The sequence below is a fragment of the Streptomyces sp. NPDC048361 genome (assembly GCF_040651795.1).
Lineage (GTDB): Bacteria > Actinomycetota > Actinomycetes > Streptomycetales > Streptomycetaceae > Streptomyces.
Genome location: NZ_JBEZKW010000027.1, coordinates 30,983 through 53,163 on the forward strand (window position 1 = coordinate 30,983; position 22,181 = coordinate 53,163).

18 protein-coding genes and 1 pseudogene are annotated in these 22,181 nt (G+C 71.6%); 8 read left to right on the top strand and 11 right to left on the bottom strand.

The features are described from left to right. Positions 1-13: 13 nt before the first annotated feature. Together AB0D31_RS17475 and AB0D31_RS17480 are read right to left on the bottom strand one after the other, a co-directional pair. A complete protein-coding gene (locus AB0D31_RS17475; protein WP_362723370.1) occupies positions 14-1,642 on the bottom strand; it encodes a cation acetate symporter in 1,629 nt (542 codons plus the stop codon). After that, positions 1,639-2,004 carry a DUF485 domain-containing protein gene (locus AB0D31_RS17480; protein WP_362723373.1) on the bottom strand — a complete coding sequence of 122 codons (366 nt, stop codon included), beginning with the start codon at positions 2,002-2,004 and terminating at the stop codon, positions 1,639-1,641. The genes AB0D31_RS17475 and AB0D31_RS17480 overlap by 4 nt, the downstream gene beginning before the upstream one ends. A gap of 431 nt (positions 2,005-2,435) precedes the next feature. Between AB0D31_RS17480 and AB0D31_RS17485 the strand changes: the two genes are divergently transcribed. Then, positions 2,436-3,986, top strand: a complete 1,551-nt coding sequence (locus AB0D31_RS17485; RefSeq protein WP_362723376.1) for a S8 family serine peptidase — start codon at positions 2,436-2,438, stop codon at positions 3,984-3,986. A gap of 60 nt (positions 3,987-4,046) precedes the next feature. On the opposite strand, the pseudogene AB0D31_RS17490 reads toward AB0D31_RS17485, so the two are convergent. The 3 genes and pseudogenes from AB0D31_RS17490 to AB0D31_RS17500 form a co-directional block, all read right to left on the bottom strand. Further along, positions 4,047-5,121: pseudogene (locus tag AB0D31_RS17490) on the bottom strand (zinc-dependent alcohol dehydrogenase family protein). An 18-nt stretch (positions 5,122-5,139) separates the two neighbouring features. After that, the gene (locus AB0D31_RS17495; RefSeq protein WP_362723513.1) at positions 5,140-5,766 is read right to left on the bottom strand and encodes a lysoplasmalogenase; all 627 of its coding nucleotides are present in this window, start codon (positions 5,764-5,766) and stop codon (positions 5,140-5,142) included. Between the two features lie 98 nt (positions 5,767-5,864). Further along, on the bottom strand, positions 5,865-6,914 hold the full coding sequence (locus tag AB0D31_RS17500) for a sterol desaturase family protein (RefSeq protein WP_362723379.1): 1,050 nt from the start codon (positions 6,912-6,914) through the stop codon (positions 5,865-5,867). A 169-nt stretch (positions 6,915-7,083) separates the two neighbouring features. Here AB0D31_RS17500 and AB0D31_RS17505 point away from each other — a divergent pair, with 169 nt between their 5' ends. Beyond that, entirely contained in the window at positions 7,084-10,143 is a 3,060-nt protein-coding gene (locus AB0D31_RS17505; RefSeq protein WP_362723382.1) for an NACHT domain-containing protein, read from the top strand. 3 nt (positions 10,144-10,146) lie between these two features. On the opposite strand, the gene AB0D31_RS17510 is transcribed toward AB0D31_RS17505, so the two are convergent. The 5 genes from AB0D31_RS17510 to AB0D31_RS17530 are packed head-to-tail and all read right to left on the bottom strand — an operon-like array spanning position 10,147 to position 15,160. Next, positions 10,147-10,860 carry a VIT family protein gene (locus AB0D31_RS17510; RefSeq protein WP_362723385.1) on the bottom strand — a complete coding sequence of 238 codons (714 nt, stop codon included), beginning with the start codon at positions 10,858-10,860 and terminating at the stop codon, positions 10,147-10,149. Positions 10,861-10,885: 25 nt separating this feature from the next. Next, a complete protein-coding gene (locus tag AB0D31_RS17515; protein ID WP_362723388.1) occupies positions 10,886-12,112 on the bottom strand; it encodes an amidohydrolase family protein in 1,227 nt (408 codons plus the stop codon). After that, positions 12,109-13,452: an amidohydrolase family protein gene (locus AB0D31_RS17520; protein WP_362723390.1), complete on the bottom strand. Its 1,344-nt coding sequence runs from the start codon at positions 13,450-13,452 to the stop codon at positions 12,109-12,111. Before AB0D31_RS17520 ends, AB0D31_RS17515 begins: the two co-directional genes overlap by 4 nt. A gap of 23 nt (positions 13,453-13,475) precedes the next feature. Further along, positions 13,476-14,360 carry an SDR family NAD(P)-dependent oxidoreductase gene (locus AB0D31_RS17525; protein WP_362723393.1) on the bottom strand — a complete coding sequence of 295 codons (885 nt, stop codon included), beginning with the start codon at positions 14,358-14,360 and terminating at the stop codon, positions 13,476-13,478. 2 nt (positions 14,361-14,362) lie between these two features. After that, the gene (locus tag AB0D31_RS17530) at positions 14,363-15,160 is read right to left on the bottom strand and encodes an acetoacetate decarboxylase family protein (RefSeq protein WP_362723396.1); all 798 of its coding nucleotides are present in this window, start codon (positions 15,158-15,160) and stop codon (positions 14,363-14,365) included. Between the two features lie 122 nt (positions 15,161-15,282). Between AB0D31_RS17530 and AB0D31_RS17535 the strand changes: the two genes are divergently transcribed. From AB0D31_RS17535 to AB0D31_RS17560, 6 genes are all read left to right on the top strand, one after another. Next, complete coding sequence (locus AB0D31_RS17535; protein ID WP_362723398.1) at positions 15,283-15,909, top strand: helix-turn-helix domain-containing protein; 627 nt, start codon at positions 15,283-15,285, stop codon at positions 15,907-15,909. 214 nt (positions 15,910-16,123) lie between these two features. After that, complete coding sequence (locus AB0D31_RS17540) at positions 16,124-17,104, top strand: DEDDh family exonuclease (protein WP_362723401.1); 981 nt, start codon at positions 16,124-16,126, stop codon at positions 17,102-17,104. A 53-nt stretch (positions 17,105-17,157) separates the two neighbouring features. Continuing rightward, on the top strand, positions 17,158-17,391 hold the full coding sequence (locus tag AB0D31_RS17545) for a hypothetical protein (RefSeq protein ID WP_328313648.1): 234 nt from the start codon (positions 17,158-17,160) through the stop codon (positions 17,389-17,391). Positions 17,392-17,465: 74 nt separating this feature from the next. Beyond that, a complete protein-coding gene (locus tag AB0D31_RS17550) occupies positions 17,466-18,254 on the top strand; it encodes an SURF1 family protein (RefSeq protein WP_362723404.1) in 789 nt (262 codons plus the stop codon). A 129-nt stretch (positions 18,255-18,383) separates the two neighbouring features. Next, positions 18,384-20,198 carry a glycoside hydrolase family 15 protein gene (locus tag AB0D31_RS17555; RefSeq protein WP_362723407.1) on the top strand — a complete coding sequence of 605 codons (1,815 nt, stop codon included), beginning with the start codon at positions 18,384-18,386 and terminating at the stop codon, positions 20,196-20,198. A 4-nt stretch (positions 20,199-20,202) separates the two neighbouring features. Next, positions 20,203-20,958 (top strand): SDR family oxidoreductase, encoded by a 756-nt coding sequence (locus AB0D31_RS17560; RefSeq protein WP_362723410.1) that lies wholly within the window; start codon positions 20,203-20,205, stop codon positions 20,956-20,958. 92 nt (positions 20,959-21,050) lie between these two features. Here the strand turns inward: AB0D31_RS17560 and AB0D31_RS17565 are convergent, their stop codons facing one another. Then, a complete protein-coding gene (locus tag AB0D31_RS17565) occupies positions 21,051-22,085 on the bottom strand; it encodes a hypothetical protein (RefSeq protein WP_362723413.1) in 1,035 nt (344 codons plus the stop codon). Between the last annotated feature and the right edge of the window lie 96 nt (positions 22,086-22,181).

The window sequence follows — 22,181 nt, forward strand, 5'->3', positions numbered from 1 at the left end:
GTGCGGTCGTACGTCAGTGGGCTCCGACGCCGGTGAGGGACTTGACCTCCAGCTCGGCGTACTTGCCCTGGTCGGGCTCCTCCTTCGAGAGCAGCGACCCGATCCAGCCGAGCAGGAAGCCCAGCGGGATCGAGATGAGGCCGGGGTTCTCCAGCGGGAACCAGTGGAAGTCGACGCCCTTGAACATCGAGGTCTTCGGGTTGCCGGAGACGACAGGCGAGAACAGCACCAGGAACACCGAGCTGAAGAGGCCGCCGTAGATCGACCACAGGGCGCCCTGGGTGGTGAAGCGCTTCCAGAACAGGCTGTAGAGGATGGTCGGCAGGTTCGCGGAGGCGGCCACGGCGAAGGCGAGCGCGACCAGGCCGGCCACGTTCATGTCGCGGGCGAACGCGCCGAGCAGGATCGCGACGGCGCCGATGAAGACGGTGGCCCAGCGCGCGGCCCGCATCTCCTCCTTCTCCGTCGCCTTCCCCTTGCGGATGACGTTGGCGTAGATGTCGTGCGCGAAGGACGACGACGAGGCGAGGGTGAGGCCCGCGACGACGGCGAGGATCGTCGCGAAGGCGACCGCCGAGATCACCGCCAGCAGGGTCGCGCCGCCCGTGGTGCCGACGCCCCCGCCGAGATACTCGGCGAGCTGGGGCGCCGCGGTGTTGCCCGCCGGGTTCTGCGCCTTGATGGCGGCGGGCCCGACCAGGGCCGCCGCGCCGAAGCCGAGCGCGATGGTCATCAGGTAGAAGGCGCCGATGATGCCGATCGCCCAGTTCACCGACTTACGCGCGGCCTTGGCGCTGGGCACGGTGTAGAAGCGGATCAGGATGTGCGGCAGGCCCGCGGTACCGAGCACCAGGGCGATGCCGAGCGAGAGGAAGTCGAGCTTGGAGGTGCCGCTGACGCCGTACTTCAGGCCGGGCTCCAGGAATGCCGAGCCCTTGCCGCTCTTCTCGGCGGCCGAGCCGAGCAGGTCGGAGATGTTGAAGTGGAACTTGAGCAGCACCAGGAAGGTCATGAGGATGGCCCCGGCGATCAGCAGGACGGCCTTGACCATCTGCACCCAGGTGGTGCCCTTCATGCCGCCGATGGTGACGTACACGATCATCAGGACGCCGACGAGGGCGACGATGAGGATCTTGCCCGCGTCGGTGGTGATGCCCAGGAGCAGCGAGACGAGCACGCCCGCGCCGGCCATCTGCGCCAGCAGGTAGAAGATCGACACGACGATGGTGGAGGCGCCGGCGGCGGTACGGACCGGGCGCTGGCGCATCCGGTAGGCGAGCACGTCGCCCATCGTGTAGCGGCCGGAGTTGCGCAGCGGCTCGGCGACCAGGAGGAGCGCCACCAGCCAGGCGACGAGGAAGCCGATGGAGTAGAGGAAGCCGTCGTAGCCGAACAGGGCGATGGCTCCGGCGATGCCGAGGAAGGACGCCGCGGACATGTAGTCGCCGGAGACCGCGAGGCCGTTCTGGAACGCGGTGAACTGGCGGCCGCCCGCGTAGAAGTCGGAGGCGTTCTTGGTCTGGCGGCCCGCCCATACGGTGATGGCGAGGGTCGCGGCGACGAACACCGCGAAGAGGGTGATGATCAGCGGCCGGTGCTCGGTGGTCGAGGAGGCGGCGAGGGGGATGAGGGCGGGGCTCATGCGTCGGCCTCCATACGGTGCTTGATGACCTCGGCCCTGGGGTCGAGCTTCGCCGCTGCGTGCCGCGAGTAGAACCAGGCGATGAGGAAGGTGGTCAGGAACTGGGCGAGGCCGAAGACGAAGGCCACGTTGATATTGCCGACGACCTTGGTGCCCATGAGGCCGCCCGCGTAGTTGGAGAGCAGCACGTACAGCAGGTACCAGCTGATGAAGGCGACGGTCAGTGGAAAGGCGAACGACCGGTGGGCGCGCCGGAGTTCACCGAATTCCGCGCTCTGCTGCTCCGAGACGAACGCCTCGGTACTGGGCTGCGCCGGGCGGGGGACCGCCCCGGCTTCGGGGGGCGACGCGTCGGTGGCCACGGATTCTCCTCGCGGTGCGGATGCGGCGGGCATGGATAGGTCGGACATGGCGGGGTCCTCGCTGTGGGGGTGCTGATGCGGTCCCCCTGACAACGGCACGGGGCTCGGGGCGTCTCGGTTCACCCCGGCCGTTTTTTCTCCGTGGCGCGTTCTCCCGCCGGGTGCGGCGTGTTCACGGCGCGGCGTGTTCCGCGCGGGCCCCTCACGGCGCGGCGTGTTCCGCGCGGGCCCCTCACGGCGCGGCGTGTTCCGGGCGGGCCCTGGTCGACAACACGACTTTCTGCGCGAACTCGGCCGAAGTCGTTGATCCGCCCTGATGATCGGCGATAGCTTCACGCTCAATCCGTCCCGGCCGTGGCGGCCCTGCGGCTCCGGCCGCCGTTCCTCACGTCCGTACGTACCGAGAGTTCCGCCAACCCCATGGAGACCCCATGACGTTGCACATCTCCCGTACGCGCCGCGCCATCGCCGCATCGGCGGGTCTGGCCACCGCCGCCGCCCTCGCGCTGCTCCCCGGCACGGCGACAGCTGCACCCGCCGGTCCCGCCGGACCCGCCTCGGCGAGCACGAAGGCCGGGCAGAGCTCCGGGCCCGAGCTGAGCTATATCGTCAACGTCCGCCCCGGGCAGGGGAATTCAGCCAGAGTGCAGAGAGCGGTCACCCAGGCGGGCGGCTCGGTCCTCCAGGCGTACGACCGGATAGGCGTCCTCGTGGTGCACTCCGCCAACGCGGACTTCGCCAAGACGATCCGTCAGGTCAGGGGGGTCGATTCGGCGGGTGCGACCCGGACCGCGCCGCTGCCCACGCAGTCCACCGACGACGTGGGCACGCCCAAGAACATCACCGCCGAGCAGCTGAAGGCCCTCTCCGCCAAGGCGGCGCCCGGCGAGGACCCCCTGGAGCCGTTGCAGTGGGACCTGAAGGCGATCAAGGCGGACAAGGCGCACGAGAAGACGCTGGGCAGCTCCAGGGTGACCGTCGGCGTGATCGACACGGGCGTCGACGACACCCACCCCGACATCGCGCCCAACTTCGACCGCTCCAAGTCGGTCAGCTGCATCACCGGCAAGCCGGACACCACGGACGGCGCCTGGCGCCCGTTCACCACCGGCGGCTCCCCGCACGGCACCCATGTGGCGGGCGAGATCGCGGGCGCCAAGAACGGCGTGGGCATCACCGGCGTGGCGCCCGGGGTGAAGATCGCGGCGATCAAGGTGTCGACGCAGGGCGGCAGCTTCTTCTACACCGAGGCCGTGGTCTGCGGCTTCATGTGGGCGGCCGAGCACCACATCGACGTCACCAACAACAGCTATTACACCGACCCCTGGTACTTCAACTGCACGAACGACCCCGACCAGAAGGCGCTGGTGGAAGCGGTCACGCGGGCGTCGAAGTACGCCGAGTCCAAGGGCACGGTCAACGTGGCGGCGGCCGGCAACGAGAGCTACGACCTCACATCCCCCTCGATCACCGACCCGTCGAGCCCGAACGACACCACCCCGGGCAGCCGGGTGATCGACCCTCGGAAGTGCCTGGACATCCCGACCCAGCTGCCGGGCGTGGTCACCGTCGCGGCGACCGGAGCCAAGGGCCTCAAGTCGTCGTTCTCGAACTACGGTCTCGGCGTGATCGACGTCGCGGCCCCGGGCGGCGACTCGACCGCGTACCAGCCGCCGCAGGCCCCGGCCACCAGCGGTCTGATCCTGGGCCCGGTGCCCGGCGGGACGTGGGCGTACATGGCCGGTACGTCGATGGCGACGCCCCATGTGGTGGGCGTGGCGGCCCTGCTGAAGTCGACGCATCCGCACGCGTCGGCGTTCGCGATCAAGGCGCTGCTCGCGCTCCAGGCGGACCGGACACCGTGCACCACGCCCTACGACATCGACGGTGACGGCAAGGCCGACGCGGTCTGCGAGGGCGGGACGTACTACAACGGCTTCTACGGGGCGGGCATCGTCAACGCCCTCAACGCCGTGAAGTAGCAGGGGAGTTGAGGGGGCCGGCCGCTGTGCGGTCGGCCCCCTTCGCCGTGCCGCGGCCGGTTACGGCTTGACGAGGACCTTCAGCGCGGTGCGGTCGTCCATCGCGCGGTAGCCGTCGGGTACGCCCTCGATGCCGACCGTGCGGTCGAAGACCGGGGACGGGTCGATGGTGCCGTCGAGGATGTCGGCGAGCAGCTCGGGGATGTAGGTGCGCACGGGGGCGACGCCGCCGTGCAGCGCGATGTTGCGGTCGAACATGACGCCGAGGTCGAGGCCGGTGCCGCTGCCGTGCGGGACTCCGACGTAGCCGATGGCGCCGCCGTCGCGGGTGATGTCGACGGCGGTGCGCATGGACTGCTCGGTGCCGACGGCCTCGATGACGGCGTGGGCGCCGTGCCCGCGGGTCAGCGCGCGCACCGCGTCCACGGCGGCCTCGCCGCGCTCGGCGACGACGTCGGTGGCGCCGAAGAGCTTCGCGATGTCGGTACGTGCCTGGTGGCGTCCGAGCGCGATGATCCGTTCGGCGCCGAGCCGCTTGGCGGCGAGCACCCCGCACAGGCCGACGGCGCCGTCACCGACGACGGCGACGGTCGAGCCGCGCTTGACGCCGGCGCCGATCGCCGCGTGGTGGCCGGTGCCCATGACGTCGGAGAGCGCGAGCAGCGCGGTGAGCAGGTGGTCGTCGGAGGCCGCGTCGGCCGGGAGCTTGACGAGGGTGCCGTCGGCGAACGGCACGCGGACGGCTTCGCCCTGGCCGCCGTCGGAGCCGACCGAACCCCAGAAGCCGCCCTGCGGGCAGGAGGTGGTCAGGCCTTCGGAGCAGTAGTCGCAGGTGCCGTCGGACCAGACGAAGGGCGCGACGACCAGGTCGCCCTTGGCGAGGCCCCGTACCTCGGACCCGGCCTCCTCGACGATGCCGAGGAACTCGTGGCCGATCCTCCCCCAAGGCCTAAAGGGCCAGGGGGGACCCCCACCCGGGCTTGCGCGCGGACTCACCGCGGTAGGCCCACAGGTCGCTGCCGCAGATGCAGGCGCGCAGGACACGGACGACCGCGTCGGTGGCCACCTGGACCCTCGGGTCCGGCACCTCCTCCACCCGGATGTCGTGGGGGGCGTGGATGACGGTGGCGCGCATGGTGCAGGTCCTTGCCGGTCAGGAGGGTGTTCGGGACTCCTCACGGTACGCCTGTGCGAGAAGTGCCTGGGCGCCGAGATAGGTCAGCATGATCCAGAAGTCGGGGCGCGGCAGCTGGGGCCAGTCGGCGACGCCGGTGGCGATGAGGGTGTCGGAGAGCAGGAACAGGGCGCCGCCGACACCGACGAGCGGGCCGAGCCGCGAGGAGCGGTAGGCCATCGCCGTGAGCAACAGGCTGTACCCGGCGACGGGGACGCGCAGTCCGGCGGGCAGGTCGGGCCAGAGCCCGGCGATGGTGACGAGCAGCGCGATCACGTAGGCGGCGCCCAGCCCCGCGTGCGTCCTGCCCCGCCCGAACAGGACGAGGTAGCAGACGTGCCCGGCGGCGAAACAGCCCATGCCGAGCAGGAAGGCGGCGTCGGCGCCCGAGAGCAGGAACACGTCGCCGCCCCAGCCGCACAGAAGCGCGGCGATGAGCAGCCGCGGGCCACCCCGGGCGTAGACGTGCCCGGCGAGCAGCGGCATGAGGAGCGGCTTGGTGACCAGGTGCCCGGTGTGCCAGCCGGCGAGGAGTAAGCCGAGGTCGAGGGCGCCGGCCAGCGCGAAGGCGACGAGGAGCGGGGTGGCCGCAGCGGCGTGCCGCATGCCGGGGGTGCCGGACGTACCAGGGAGCGGGTCGGCGCCGGGGGCCGGCTCCGAGGCCGGGGCCGGTCCGAGCGGGACGGCGTCCCGACCGGCTCGGGTCATACGGCGCGCTCCGCGACGGGAGCGGGCCCGGCGGCGGGCCCGGCGGCGGGCTCTGCCGCCGACGATGCGACAGGTTCGACGACGGCCCCTGCGGCCCCGGACGCAGTCGCCACGGCGGGCCCGGACGCCGTCGCCACGGCGGGCCCGGACGCCGTCGCCACGGCGGGCCCGGACGCCGTCGCCACGGCGGGCCCGGACGCCGTCGCCACGGCGGTCCGCGGCTGCCAGCCCGGCCCGCCGAATACCCGGCCGGCCCGCTCGCGCCAGCTGGTCGCGGCGCGTACGTCGCGGGCGATGGCGGCGTACTCATGGGTGGCGACGCGCAGCGGGTTGAAGGTGGCGATGTTCTTGGTGAGCCCGAACACGGGCCGCTCCGTCTCGGCGGTGAACGAGCCAAACATCCGGTCCCAGATGATCAGGATGCCGCCGAAGTTGCGGTCCAGGTAGCCACCCTGCGAGGCGTGGTGCACGCGGTGGTGCGAGGGCGTGTTGAACACGAACTCGTAGGGCCGGGGCAGCTTGCCGACCCGCTCGGTGTGGACCCAGAACTGGTAGACGAGGTTGGCCGACGAGCAGAAGGCCAGCACCGCCGGGTGGACGCCGAGGGCGATGAGCGGCACGTAGAAGGGCCACACCGTCCAGGTCGTCCAGGGCTGGCGCAGGGCGGTGGTGAGGTTGAACTTGCGGCTGGAGTGGTGCACCACATGGCAGGCCCACAGGATCCGGATGACGTGGTGGCCGCGGTGCGACCAGTAGTAGAAGAAGTCCTGCCCCAGCAGCATCAGCGGCACGGTCCACCACAGCACGGGAATGCTGAGCGGGGTCAGGGCGTAGACCGCCGTATAGATCGCGACGATCGGAATCTTCCACAAGGCGTCGAAGACCAGGCTGCCGAGCCCCATGCCGACGCTGGTGGCGGCGTCCTTCGTCTCGTACCCGGCGGAGTCCTCGTCCGGATGGAGGCGGTAGCTCACCATCTCGACCACGGTGAGCAGCACGAAAGCGGGTATCGACCACAGCACGACATCGGGCAGGTTCGGCTCCATGCCTGCACCGTAGGGGCGCGGTGGCGGGTCCGGCTAGATGTTGTTACCGACAAGTATGCGAGACACGTTGTCAGCAACCTTTGGTGAGTTCCGCCAATGGAGCACCCGGGGCCGGGCGTACCATCTCCGGCACCGGTGCGCTCTGGGGGAGGCAACTGCGGTGCCAGGCATGGAAGTTGTGGTCGCACGTCTCGCGAGCGCGGTGGTCTCGACCGTCGCGAAGTCGGTCCTGGCCCCGAGACCGGGTGCGGGCCTCGCGGCCCGGCCCCCGCGCCCCCTGCCGAAGCCGGCCTCCCCCGACCGCCTGGCGAAGGTCCTCGGGCGGCGCCTGGCGGAGGCGCACGCCGCGCTCCCCGCACACGAGCGGACGGCGGCCGTCGACGCGGTGCGGGACGGCTTCGCGGCGGCGGGCGCACTCGACGCGGACCGCCTCTTCACCCTGGGCCTGGACCCGGACCGCCTCGCCGCCGAGCTGCGCCGCCCGCACCCGGGCCCCGGCGAGGCCCTCTATGAAGAGCTGCTCACGTTGTGCTGCGCCCACGTCCTGGAGCAGCTCACGGCGCATCCGTCGTTCGCGGCGCGCGCTGCGGTGGAGCAGACCAGGACGGCGGCCTCGGCACGGGAGCTGATCGAGGACGTACGCGACCGGGTGGGCCCGCGCCGCGAGGCCGTCGCGCTCGGCTTCGAGGAGCAGTACGCACGGTACGTGGCCGAGACGCACGGCCGCCTCGAACTGTTCGGCCTCACTCTCGGCCGCTCTGCGGGCGAGTGGCCGCTGGACACGGCCTACATCAGCCTGGCGGTCAGCGGCGAACCGCGACAGGCGGCGGGGCTGCCGGACGGCAGGTCCACCACGGTGGGCGTGGAGCACGCGCTGGCCGGCACCGACCGGCTGCTCCTGCGCGGCGCGGCCGGCTCGGGAAAGTCCACGCTCGTGCAGTGGCTGGCACTGAACGCCGCCCGCCGTACCTTCGGGCCCGAACTGGCCGACTGGAACAGGTGCGTTCCCTTCGTGCTCCGCCTGCGGGCGTTCACCGCGGCCGAGTCCCTGCCGGTGCCGGAGGACTTCCTGCGTTCGACCGGGGTGCCGTTCGCTCCCCCGCCCGGCTGGACCGAGTCGCTCCTGGCCGGGGGCCGGGCGCTGGTCCTGGTGGACGGCGTGGACGAGGTACCCCTGCGGTTGCGGGCCCGGACCGAAGCGTGGCTGAGGTCGCTGGTGACGGCGTTCCCCGAGGCCCGGTACGTCGTCACGACCCGGCCGTCGGCGGTGTCCGAGGACTGGCTGGCGGGCCGGGGTTTCGTCGCGCACTCGCTCCTGCCGATGGAGCGGGAGGACGTGCGGGCGTTCGTGGCGCACTGGCACGATTCGGCGCGGCTCGCCTGCCCGTCGCCCGAAGAGCGCGACCGCCTCGATACGTACGAGACGTCCCTCCTGAGTGCGGTCACCTCCCGGCTCGACCTGGGGCGGCTCGCCACCAACCCGCTGATGTGCGCGCTGCTCTGTGCCCTGAACCGGGACCGCCGCATGCAACTCCCCCGCGCCCGCAAGGAGTTGTACGACGCCGCCCTCGACATGCTGCTCGTGCGCCGCGATACCGAGCGGGAGATCACCGGCGTCGAGGGCGTCACCCTCACCCGGGACGAGCAGACGGCTCTGCTCCAGCGGCTCGCGTACTGGCTGATCCGCAACGGCCTCGCGGAGGCGGACCGCGACGAGGCCACCTCGATGGTGACGGAGTGGCTCGCCGCGATGCCGCAGGTGACGGGCGAGCCCGGCCAGGTCTTCGCCCACCTGCTCATCCGCAGCGGGCTGCTGCGCGAGCCGATGCCCGGCTCGGTCGGCTTCGTCCACCGCACCTTCCAGGACTACCTGGGAGCGAAGGCGGCCGTCGAGGAACGGGACTTCGGCGTCCTGGTGCGCAACGCCCACGACGACACGTGGGACGACGTCGTGCGGATGGCGGTTGGGCATGCGCGGGTGGGCGAACGCGCGCGTCTGCTAAGGCAGTTGCTCCGCCGCGCCGACCATGCGCCGCGGCTCCGGCACCGCTTGGTCCTGCTGGCCGCGGCCTGCCTGGAGCACGCCCCGGAGCTGGACCCGGCAGTGCGGGCCGATGTCGAGTCCAGGGCCCGGGAGTTGATGCCGCCGCGCACCTGGGACGAGGCGGAGGCCCTGGCCAAGGTGGGGCAGCTGGTCCTTGAGTTGCTGCCGGGGCCGGAGGGGTTGTCCGAGGACGAGGCCGCGTGTGTGGTGCGGACGGCCGGGCTGGTTGGCGGGGAGGCGGCGCTGGGGGTGATCCGGCGGTTCCGGAGGGATGCACGACCGCCTGTGCGCGTCCAACTGGGCGTCGCATGGAGCTCGTTCGAGACCGGCACATACGTGAAGGAGGTGTTGGCGGACGCACCGGCGTGGACGACCAGCTATGTCCCCGTGCGCAGTGCGGAGCAGCTGGCCGAGGTGCCACGGCTGCACCATCTGAAGCTGATCAGCCTGGAGGGGGACCTTCCCCTCTCGGAGGATCTCCTGACCCACCCGGATCCGACGTCCCTGAGCCTGCTCGCCAACCGAGTCGTGGACGATCTCGCTCCGTTGCGCCGCCTGCCCACGCTGCAACGACTCTGGATCGGGAGGTGTCCGGCCGTCATGGATCTGACTCCCCTGCGCGACCTGCCCCTTCTGCGCGACCTCTCCCTGTTCTCGCTGGAGCCCGATCTCCCCCTGGCACCACTCGCCCACGTCGACCGCTTGGAACGGCTCACCCTCGGCACCCCCGGCGCGCCACGCCAGGTCGGCGACATCCCCGCGTCGCGGCACCTGCGCCACCTGGGCCTGTTCCCGGGTACGCGGGACATGGGCCTGGACGGCCTGGACCGCTGGCCACTCACCAGTCTGGTGATCACGGGCGGGCGCCAGTCCGGGGAGCTGGCACGGCAACCCGCACTGGCCCGGTTGCGCGATCTCCAGATCTTTGACGATCCGGGCCTGGACCTGGCCGAGTTGGTGCACCACCGGGGATTGATCTCTCTCACGCTGAGCTCGTGTCACCTGTTGTCGGGCCTTGCGGCCCTGCGCGAGCTGCCCGAGCTGCGCCGGCTGACGTTCCTCAGCTGCACCGGGGTGCTCGACGTGAGTTCCCTGCACACGCTGCACCAGGTGCACATCGGCCATCAGCACACCGACCTCGTGGGAACCGCGCTCCTGCCGCCCGAGCGGCTGCGCAGGTTGTGAGCCCTACACCCCCACCGCCCCCAGCAACACCCCCGCCCCATAAGTGACCCCCATCGCCACCGCACCCCCACCCACGTTCCGCCAGATCGCCCGGTCGACCGGGGCCGCGCCCAGGCGGGCGCTCCACCAGCCGGTTACGGCGAGCGCGGCCAGGACCGAGGTGACCGTCACGTAGAGGCGGACGGAGGCCGGGGGCAGGACGATGGCGAGCAGGGGGAGCAGTGCGCCCGCCGTGAAGGCGAGGAAGCTGGCCCAGGCCGCGTGCCACGGATTGGTGAGTTCGTCGGGGTCGATGCCCAGCTCGACGCTGGCGTGGGCGCGCAGCGCGTCGCGTTCGGTGAGCTGGACCGCCGCCTCGCGGGCCACGTCCTCACTGAGGCCCCGCTGCGCCAACAGGCCGGTCAGCTCGGCGAGTTCGGCCTCCGGCGACTCCTTCAGCTCGCGCCGCTCCATCGCGAGCGCGGCCTTCTCGGAGTCGCGCTGGGTGGAGACGGAGACGTACTCGCCGGCGGCCATGGACATGGAGCCGGCGAGGAGTCCCGCGAGGCCCGCCGTGAGGAGGGCCGAGCGGGAGTCCGTCGCCCCGGCCACGCCGACGACGAGACCGGCGGTCGAGACGATGCCGTCGTTGGCGCCGAGCACCGCGGCCCGCAGCCAGTTGAGCCGCGAGCCGAGCGCCCCGTTGTGCGCCTCGTCGTGCTGGTCGGATGAGCTCATGCGGGGCAGGGTCTCACCCCGCCCCTCACCACACCCGCACCGACCCACCCGGCGCGAACGCGGGGCTTGTGGCCTTCGCCGGGATCTCCTTCAGCGGTTCGGCGATCTCCGCGACCGTGGGTCCGACGCGGGCCGCGACCTTGTCCAGGGCGGCCAGGTCGAAGCCGTAGACGCGGGCCGCGTTGCCGCCGACCATCGCCGCGACCTCCTCGCGCGGCACACCGGCGTACGCGATGCGCAGCCCTTCCCGGGAGAAGGGGGTGGTGCCCTCGTCGTGCGGGTAGTCGCATCCCCACATGATCTTGTCGAGGCCGATACGGTCCCGCAGCGGCACCTCGTGCGGCCGCATGAAGCTCGCCCCGACGAAGCAGTTGTCCCGCCACACCTGCGAGGGCCCCTTGCCCATGGACTCCGCGAGGCCCGCCCCGAATTTGGACTCCGCCGTGGACGCCTTCGTCGCGGCCGCCACCAGCCGCCCGTGGTAGTAGTCCAGCATGTCCAGGACACCGGGGATCCAGCCCGAACCCTGTTCGGTGAGAACGAGGTTGAGGGCGGGGTGACGGTTGAAGACCCCGCCGAAGATCAGATGCCACAGCGCCCGGTGCGAGAACCACGTCGTCTCCACCATGAACACCGCGCGCGCCGCCGGCTCCTCCCCCAGCTTCGGGGACGCGGAACCGCCGTGGTGGTTGACCGGCACGCCCAACTCCGCGCAGACCGCCCAGATCGGGTCGTACACATCGGAGTAGAGCTCGGGGATGCCCGAGCCCGGCGGGGCGCCCGGCAGCAGGATGCCGCCGGTCAGGCCCGCCTCCTTGGCGCGGCGGATCTCGCGTACCGCCTCGTCGACGTCGTTGAGGAGGATCTGCGCGACACCCGCACGGCGTCCGGGTGCACCGGCGCAGAAGTCGGCGAGCCAGCGGTTGTGGGCGCGCAGCCCGGCCCAGCGCTGTTCGTACTCCTCGCGGGTCGGGGCCGGCGCCATGAGGGAGGCGGAGGGGAAGAAGGGCGGGATCGTGTTGGGGAAGACGACCTCCGCGACGATGCCGTCCGCCTCCAGCTCGGCCAGCCGGCGCGCCGAGTTCCAGTTGCGGTCGGCCGTGTCGGCCATCAGGTCCTCGTACGGATTGACGTACGTGGCCGCCCATGCGTCGAAGGCATCGTGGTACTCGGCCTCCAGGTAGGGCCGGTAGTCCAGGAGATCGGCCCCTGCGTGGCAGTCCGCCGAGACAACGGTGTACCGCTCGCTCATCGCTCCACCCCCAGGACCGGGAAGTCGTGTTCCGTCAGCCAGTGGCGGCCCACCTCGCGCGAGCGCGCCCAGGACGCCTCGACCGCCAACTGGTCCTCGGGCTGGCCCAGTTCGGCCGGGGTCGGTCCGATCCGGCGGGCGATCGGCGCCAGCACGGCGGTGTCGAAGCCGAAGACCTCCGCGGCCGCGAGGCCGAGCATCCGCCGGGTCTCGCTCACCGGAATGTCGTGGAAGGTGGTGCGCAGCCACTCCCGGGTGTTGGGCCAAGTGCCCTCCGGGTGCGGGAAGTCCGATCCCCACAGGATGTTGTCGACGCCGATCTCGTAGCGCTGGGCGAGCTCGCGGCGCTTGGTGTTGGTGGCGCAGACGAAGAGCTGCCGGTCGAGGTACTCGCTCGGTGGCCGCTTCAGCTCGGCGAAGGGCGACAGCTTCTTGCCGCCGTGCGCACCGAGGTAGAGGCGGTCCATGAACCACAAGAGGTTCGGCAGCCACCAGCAACCCGACTCGGCCACACCGAATGTGAGTCCCGGGTGCCGCTCGAAGACACCGGACCAGAGAAGGAACCAGAGGGGCCGGGCGGGCCAGAACGTCACCTCGGACACATAGATCCCCAGGTGATCGCCGTACTCGTGGCGCGGGGCCGCGCCCGAGTGGGTCACGAGCGGCATCCCCGTCTCGGCCGCCGCCGCCCACACCGGGTCGTAACGCCGGTCGTGGTACGGCGCCTTGTCCACCCACATCGAGGGGATCATCAGCGCGCCGAGCCCGGACTCCTTGGCCCGGTGGATCTCGGCCACGACCCGGTCGACCTCACCCGTGACGGGCAACAGGGCGACCCCGCAGTGCCGTTCGGGATTGTGTCCGACGAACTCAGCGAGCCAGCGGTTGTGCGCCTGCGCGCCGCCCATGCCGAGCTCGGGGTCCTGGTCGCCGGAGAGGCCGAGGCCCACCCCGAAGGGGGCGGCGGTGCGGCTGTCGACGGCGTCCGCGTCGGGGAAGACGACCTCGCCGGCCACCCCGTCGCCGTCGAGCTCCTTGAGCCGCTGCGCCGGGTCCCAACCGCCGCGCAGGCCCTCCTCGTTGTCGCTGAACCAGCGGTCGGCGAAGGCCTCGTTGCGTACGCCGAGCCGGGTCATCTCCTCGCGGCGCCGGTCGCGCCCCGCGAGGAACTCGTCGAACTCCCGGTGGAACCGGGCGTCCAGATAGGGCCGGTACTCCTCGGTGGGAAGCCCGGCGTGGCAGTCGGAGGAGATGATGAGGTACGGGTCGTCCTGCCCTGCTGCTACCCGTCCTGCTGCTGTCTGTCCTGCTGTCGTCCGTGCATCCTTCTGTGCTGTCATCGCACGTCCCTCGTCATTCCTCGTCAGTCCAGAATGAAGCGTTCCAGGTACGCCGGGTTCGCCCGGTCGAGCATCGACGTCGAGCGAGCTCGGATCTGCCGGTCGCTGTGCTCGCTCGCCGGCAGCATCCAGAACCGGTCGGCGCGGATCCCGTCGACGACCTCGTCCGCCACCGCTTCGACCGGGGTGAACTCGATCTCCTGGCCGGCCGCCTTCATGGCCGCCTCCCACTGGTCGAGGCTGCGATAGGGGGTCTTGCGCGGCCGCTCCTTGGCGTACCGCTCGGGCCGGTTGCGGTGCGACTCCCACAGTCCGGTGCGCAGCATGTGCGGCCCGGGGAAGAGCACCGATGCGCCGATCGGGACCTCCTCCGCCTTGAGGTGTGCGTACAGGGACTCGGTCATCGTGACCACCGCCGACTTGGTGACGGCGTACACGGACGCGGTCGGCAGCGGGGCGATTCCGCCGTCCCCTGAGGAGGTGTTGAGGATCCGGCCCGGCTCGCCGCCCGCGATCATGCGGGGCACGAAGGCCTGGATGCCGTGGAAGACGCCCCAGACGTTGACCGCGAAGGCCCACTTCCAGTCGTTGACCTCGTGCTCCCACATGCGGCCCTCGGCGCCGGAGCCCACCCCGGCGTTGTTGCACAGCACGTGCACCGCGCCGAACGCCTCGTACGCGGCGTCCGCGAGCGCGCGCACCGAATCCCGCTCGCTGACGTCGACGGTACGGGCCAGCACCTCGGCCCCGTCCTCGCGGAGGCTGCCGGCCGCCTTCTCCAGGGCGCCCTCCTCGACGTCGGCGAGAACGACCCTGAGGCCCTCGGCGGCGAACCGCCGCGCCATCGCCAGCCCGATCCCGCTCGCCGCGCCGGTGACGACGGCGACCTGCCCCTGCCTCAGCTCCATGCTCAGACGCTCCCCTCGGGCGGGCCGTCCAGGATCTGCTGCGGGTCGTCGTAGCGCTGATGGATGTAGGGCAACAAGGCCTGGGCGCTGACCCGTTCGACGACCTTGCCCTTCTGGTCGGTGGTCTTCTCGCCTATGGTGATCTCGACGACGCGGCGCACCGGCAGGTCCGCGACGGGGTCGTACATCGACTCGCGCAGCACCACATCGCCGGTGATCTTCTCCAGCTTGCGCACCTTCTCGTTACGTACGCAGTGGACGAGGGCGGGGTCGGCGTCGAAGCCCTCGCCGTCGACGGCCGGCAGGAACTTGAAGTAGAAGTCGGTCTTCCGCGTCGGCTCGGGCAGCGGCAGCGGGCCGTCCACGGCGCCGCGCACCTCGACGAAGGCGATGCCGTGCCGGGCGAGCGAGGCCCGTACGACCAGGCCGTCGCGTTCGACGGCCACTTCGCCGAGCTTCTTCGGCTCGCCGAACACCTCGCGCCCGCCGATCAGGGCCCGCTCGTGGGTCATCGGCATGACCAGCGGATACCAGCCCTCCTGGCCGTCGTGCACGGCGGCGACCGCCACCGAGCCCGCGCCGAGGGGATAGCCGGGCAGGTCGACCTTGCTGATGTTGGCCCGCACCAGGGGGCGCTCGGCTGGTTCGAGCGGCGGCGGGAGCACGGCGGCGACCGCGTCGGGGTCGCTCTCCCAGACCGCCACCACGCCGGTCGACCAGATGTCGGGAAGCTTGGAACTCGCGGTGCGCGCGGCCTGGATCTCGGCCTCGGTGCGCGCCCCGTACCGTACGCGTGCCATGTCGTACCACCCTTCGCAGACTGCTCTTCGCCGGTCACTCTCGGGGGTCTGTAACACAGTTACACCGCTTGCGATGAAGGGTAAAGGGCCATGCAGGCACCGGAATTGAGGGAGCATCAGATATGGCGCGTGAGTCGCTCACCCGGGAGGAGATCCTGGTCGTGGCGGGATCCCTGGTCAGACGGCACGGCCCGGCCGCGCTGACCATGCGGGGGCTCGCCGCCGAGCTCGGCACCGCCGTCACCTCGATCTACTGGCACGTCGGCAACCGCGAGTCGCTCCTGGACGCGCTGGTCGAGCGGACCGTCGAGGAGTTGGGCGAGATCGAGCCGCGCGGGCGCACTCCGGCCGCGCGCGTGGTGTCGGTGGCCCGCACCCTGCGCCGCGAGCTGCGGGCCCGCCCCCACCTGATCGCGATGGTGCACGAACGCGGCCTGACCGAGCGGATGTTCCTGCCCGCACAGCAGGCGCTGGTCCACGAGGTGCACGCGGCGGGGCTGCGCGGCGCCCGCGCGGCCCAGGCCGTGCGGGCCGTGCAGTTCCAGGTGGTGGGGTACGTACTGGTCGAGCGCAACCGGGAGCGCGCCCCGCAGCAGCGCCCGGCCGAGGAGGAGCTGTGGCACGCCGCGACGGCCGAACAGGACCCGCCGCTGGCGCGGGCGCTGGCCGCGCCGGTGGACCAGGAGCGGCTGTTCACGGTCTCGGTACGGGCTCTGGTGGACGGGCTGCTGAGGGACCGGGACGCATGACCGCGCGCCCGGCAAGGACCGCTCCGGGCGCCCGCGGGTGTGGGCAGGGCCTCATCGGGCCACCCGCACGGGTGGCGCGCGGGCGGCCGGGCAGCGGCACATATCGGCTGTTACGGCCGCCAGTTGAAGGGCTGCGGCCTGCGGAGCCCGCCCCCGGGCGCCCGGTCCCGGCCACGGGTCCGGGCCGGGCTGTCAGTGCGGCCCCGTATTCTCTGTGACCATGCTCGACGACCTGACGACAGCAGCGACGTGGCCGGCCGCCTACCCACCGGGGTACGCGGTCGTCGACGTGGAGACCACCGGCCTCGCCCGCGACGACCGGATAATCTCGGCTGCCGTCTACCGGCTCGATGCGCAGGGCAACGTCGAGGACCACTGGTACACGCTGGTCAACCCCGAGCGCGACCCGGGCCCGGTGTGGATCCACGGGCTCACCAGTGACGTGCTGGAAGGCGCCCCGCTCTTCCCCGAGGTCGCCGAGGAGTTCGCGGCGCGGCTCGACGGCCGGGTCCTCGTCGCGCACAACGCGATCTTCGACTGGCAGATGATCGCCCGCGAGTATGCGCGGGCCACCCGCACCGCACCGGTCAAGCAGCGGCTGTGCACCATCGCCCTCTCCAAGGAACTGGCGCTGCCGCTGCCCAACCACAAACTGGAGTCGCTCGCCGCGCACTACGGCGTCGTGCAGCAGCGCGCCCACCACGCGCTCGACGACGCGCGGGTGCTCGCCGAGGCGTTCCGGCCGAGCCTGCACGCGGCGGCCGCCGGCGGGGTGCGCCTCCCGCTGCTCGAATGCCGGCCGCTCACCGAGTGGACGGACACACCGCCCACTCCGCGTATCGGATACCAAGCGTCATACCGGGGCGGATCGGGCACTTGGCGGGCCTCGCGCAAGCGACCCGCCTGCCCGCACCCCAACCCCGGGCGCTACGAACCGGACCGGCCGCTGAAGCAGGGCATGCGGGTCGCGTTCTCCGGGGACACCTCCGTCGACCGGGAGCTCCTGGAGGACCGGGCGATCGAGGCAGGGCTCCATGTGGCGACGAGCGTCTCGCGCCTCACCAGCCTGCTCGTCACCAACGACCCCGATGCGGCCACCTCCAAGACGGTCAAGGCGAAGTCCTTCGGCACGCCCGTCGTCGACGAGGCCGCGTTCACCCAGTTGCTCCGGGATGTGACACCGGCAGACGGGTGAGTGCCGGGCGCGGCGCCCACCGCGCGCGCCGCGCACCCTCCACCCTGTGGCGCATGGCACGTTGCGAGGTCTGCGGAAACGACTACGGGATGTCCTTCGAGGTGCACGCGCAGGGCGCGGTACACGTCTTCGACTGCTTCTCGTGCGCCATCCACCGCATGGCGCCCATCTGTGAGCACTGCCGGGTCCAGATCATCGGCCAGGGGGTCGAGGTCGAGGGCGCGTGGTTCTGCGGGGCGCACTGCGCCCGCGCGGAGGGAAAGGCGGGCATCGTCGACAAGGTCTGAACCCGGTTCCCCACCCCCGGCATTTCCCCCACCCCACTCAGCGCACCCCATGGCCCGAGTTGTACGGTCATGGGGTGTACCGCTTCCTGTTGTCCCGGCAGTGGGTGCTCGTCACCCTTCTGACCCTGGCGCTCATCCCCACGATGATCGAGCTGGGCTTCTGGCAGCTGCACCGCCATGAGCACAAGGTCGCCCAGAACACCCTGATCGCCGACAACCTGAAGGCGCAGCCGGTCGCGGTGACCGAGCTCACCTCACCGGGCCACACCGTCCCGCGGTCGGACTACTGGCGCAAGGTCAGCGCCACCGGCACCTGGGACACCGCCCACGAGGTCGTCGTACGGCGCAGGACCGCGGCCGACGGCCGGGTCGGCTACCACGTGCTCACCCCCTTCGACCTCGACGACGGCCCCACCGTGATGGTCAACCGGGGCTGGATCGCCGACAACGGCAACCAGACGGACTTCCCCAAGATCCCGGCGCCGCCCCGCGGCAAGGTCACCATCACCGGCCGTCTGATGGCCGACCAAACGACCGCGGCCAGCGGCATCAAGGACGTCAAGGGCCTGCCGCCCCGCCAGGTCATGCTGATCAGCAGCGCCCAGCAGACCAAGGCGCTCGGCCGACCGGTGCTCGGCGGATACATCGAGCAGACCGCGCCCGAACCGTCCGGTGACTCCCCCGAACTGATTCCCGCCCCCGACGACAGCTCCATCGGCCCGCACATGGCGTACGCCGTTCAGTGGTGGCTGTTCTCCGCCGCGGTGCCGGTGGGCTGGTTCATCCTCGTACGCCGTGAGAAGCAGGACCGCGAGGCCGCGAAGGCCGAGCCCGCGGTGGTGCCGGAGCACGCGGCTGTGTAGCGGAGAGCGGTGCGGGAGCGCGCCGCCGTTCCGCGGGGAGGGGCGCGGGAGCACGCGGCCCGCATGGCGGAGAGTGGTGCGGGAGCACGCGGCGCTTAGCAGTTTGCCTGGCCGGGAACACGCCTTGGCGTGACCCAACGTACACAGCGCATCGAGGACTACGCCCTCATCGGCGATCTGCAGACCGCCGCCCTCGTCGGCCGCGACGGATCCGTCGACTGGCTCTGCCTGCCCCGCTTCGACTCCGCCGCCTGTTTCGCGGCCCTGCTCGGCGACGAGGACAACGGCCACTGGCGGATCGCCCCCGTCGAGGCGGGCCACACGGGCCAGTGTTCCCGGCGCGTCTACGCGGACGACTCGCTCGTCCTGGAGACCTACTGGGACACCCGCACCGGCACGGTGAAGGTCATCGACTTCATGCCGCAGCGCGATGTCGCCCCCGATGTCGTACGCATCGTGGAGGGCGTCAGCGGCACCGTCGAGATGGGCTCCGTCCTGCGGCTCCGCTTCGACCACGGCCATGTGGTGCCCTGGATGCGGCGCTCGGACGGGCACCGGGTCGCGGTCGCCGGGCCCGACTCGGCGTGGCTGCGCAGCGAACCCGAGGTCAAGACGTGGGGCCAGGACATGAGCACCCGCTCGTCGTTCACGGTCGGCAAGGGCGAGAAGGTCGCGTTCGTCCTCACCTGGCACGCCTCGCACGAGCCGCGCCCCGACCTCATCGACCCCTACGAGTCCCTGGAGCAGTCCCTCGCCGACTGGCGGGAGTGGGCGGGACGCTGCCGCTACCAAGGGCCCTACCGGGACGCCGTGATGCGCTCCCTCATCACTCTCAAGGCCCTCACCTACGCGCCCACCGGCGGCATCGTGGCGGCGCCCACCACCTCGCTGCCCGAGGAGATCGGCGGCATCCGCAACTGGGACTACCGCTACTGCTGGCTGCGCGACTCCACCCTCACGCTCGAATCGCTGCTCTCCGCGGGCTATCTGGAGGAGGCCGCGCAGTGGCGGAACTGGCTCCTTCGCGCCGTCGCGGGCGATCCGGCCGACCTCCAGATCATGTACGGGATCGCCGGTGAGCGCAGGCTGCCGGAGAGTGAACTCCCGTGGCTGAAAGGCCACTTCGGGTCGGCTCCGGTCCGGATCGGCAACGCGGCCGTCGACCAGTTGCAGCTCGATGTGTACGGCGAAGTCGTCGACTCGCTGTATCTGGCCCGCCGGGCCGGTCTCAAGAGCGAGGCGCACGCCTGGAACATCCAGCTCGCCCTCCTCGACTTCCTCGAAGAGCGGTGGCGCGAGCCGGACGAGGGCCTGTGGGAGGTGCGCGGGCCACGCCGGCACTTCGTGCACTCGAAGGTGATGGCGTGGGTGGCGGCGGACCGCGCGGTGCGCACCCTGGAGGAGGAGCCCACTCTGCGCGGCGACGCCGACCGCTGGCGCCGGATGCGGGACGCGGTGCACAAGGAGGTGTGCGAGAAGGGCTTCGACCCGGTCCGCAACACCTTTACGCAGGCCTACGGTTCCGCGGAGCTCGACGCGGCGACCCTGCTCATCCCCCGCGTCGGCTTCCTTCCGGCGGACGATCCCCGGGTGGTCGGCACCGTCGAGGCGATCCAGGCGGAGCTCGGCCAGGGCGGGTTCGTACGCCGCTACAGCACCGACGGGGCGGCCGCGGACGTGGACGGCCTGCCGGGCGACGAGGGCACGTTCCTGGTGTGTTCGTTCTGGATGGCGGACGCGTTGCGCCTGATCGGCCGCGAGAAGGAGGCGCGGGAGATGTTCGAGCGGCTTCTCACGCTCCGCAACGACGTGGGGCTGCTCGCCGAGGAGTACGACCCGGTGAGCGGCCGGCAGCTCGGCAACTTCCCGCAGGCCTTCAGCCACATCGGCCTGGTCGCCACCGCCTGCGCGCTGGAGCCGGACTGCGGCGACGAGGCAGGATAGGCCCATGGATCTTGGACTGAAGGACCGTGTGTACGTAGTGACCGGCGCCTCGCGGGGTCTCGGCCTCGCCGCCGCCCGCGCGCTCGTCGCGGACGGCGCGAAGGCGGTCATCACCGGCCGCGACGAGAAGACACTGAAGGAGACCGCCGCCGAACTCGGCCCGGGCGCGCTGCCCGTGGTCTCCGACAACGCCGACCCGGCGTCGGCGGGACGGCTCATCGCCGCCGCCCGCCAGCACTTCGGGCGCTTCGACGGCGTCCTTGTCAGCGTGGGCGGCCCGGCGCCGGGCTTCGTCGCCGACAACACCGACGAGCAGTGGCAGTCGGCCTTCGAGTCGGTCTTCCTCGGCGCGGTGCGCATCGCGCGGGCGGCCGCCGGGGAACTCGACGAGGGCGGGGTGATCGGCTTCGTGCTCTCCGGTTCCGTGCACGAGCCGATCCCGGGCCTCACCCTCTCCAACGGGCTGCGCCCCGGCCTCGCCGGGTTCGCCAAGTCGCTCGCCGACGAGCTGGGGCCGCGCGGCATCCGCGTCGTGGGGCTCCTTCCGGCCCGTATCGACACGGACCGGGTCCGGCAGCTCGACGAGCTGTCCGGAGACGCGGAGGCGACCCGCGCGGCCAACGAGGCGAAGATCCCGCTGCGCCGCTACGGCACCCCGGAGGAGTTCGGCCGCACGGCCGCCTTCCTGCTCTCCCCCGCGGCTTCGTACCTCACCGGCATCATGGTCCCGGTGGACGGCGGGGCACGACACGGCTTCTGACCCGGCCCACCGTCCCGGCCGCCCCGAGCCGTCGAGAGGCGGCCGACGTCTCGAGGTGCGGGGCGCGGGCCCCGCCGGCGGCCCACAGGCCGTCAGCCGCAGCGCCACGTCGTCGGGAACGTCCGGTATACGTCGTAGTCGCGGACGCTCCCGCCCAGGGTGCCGTCGTTGGCGGAGACCGCGACGCGTATCTGCGAACCGGTCAGCGAGGCGATCTCCTTGCCGAACTGCCAGACACCCGTCACCAGAGGGTCTTCGAAGCCCCCTCCGGTCTCGAAGCCGACGGACTGGCCGGTGCTGTTGACGGAATTGAGGAGCGCGCTCTTCTCGGGTCGTACGAACGAACCGTCCTTGTCCCACAGGACGCCCGCGCCCCGCCCGTCGGCCTGCGCGGCCGACCCGGCCACCCGGCCCTGGGAGATGGCGTCGCCCGCCACCCTGGTGCTGCCCGGCGGAACGGCCAACTTGCGGGCGCTGCCCGCCCGCCAGAGGTAGACGGCGTTGGAGTCGGTCCCGTTGCCCACGGGGTAGGAGTTGACCAGTACGGTGCCGTCCTGATCGATGCCGACCGCCCGGTTCGATCCGGCCGTCGGCAGCCCGCCGGCCACCTTCACCGCGGTGCCGGGAACGGAGGCGGGCCACAGAACCGCGATGCCGGGGCCGGCAGCGCCATAGCCCCAGCCCACGATGTCACCGGCGTCGTTGATCGCCGTGGGGAAGGCGGACTCGATGCCGGAGGGCAGGGGCAGAGCCTCCAGCTTGCCGTCGCGCGAACGGAAGGCGTGCGCCTTGTTGTTGTCGCGGTCGTCGGTGTAGCCGACCAGCGTTCCGGACCGGTTGACACCGGCGACGGTCATGGTGGCGGTCAGGCCCGGGAGGTCGCCGTAGTCGATGACCTTGCCGCCGCTCCAGCGGACGGCGTGATAGGTGGACGCGTTGTACACCCACCCGGCGAATCCGCTGCCGCTGTCGGCCGCGCCAATGACGCCCTCGGTCATCCCGGCGGGCAGCGGCAGCTTCGTGGGAGTGCAGGTCGCGGCGGCCTCGGCCGTGCCCGGGGCCATGAGGGCACAGGCCGTGCCCACCGCGAGGGCCGTGAGGACCGTCGTCACATGTCGGGACCACATACGAACCATCAGCTCCTTGGAACGGTGAGAAACCGCCTCACCGTCGCAAGCAGAACTGACGGCTCGCTGACGCCGTGCCCTTACGTGGCAGGTCCC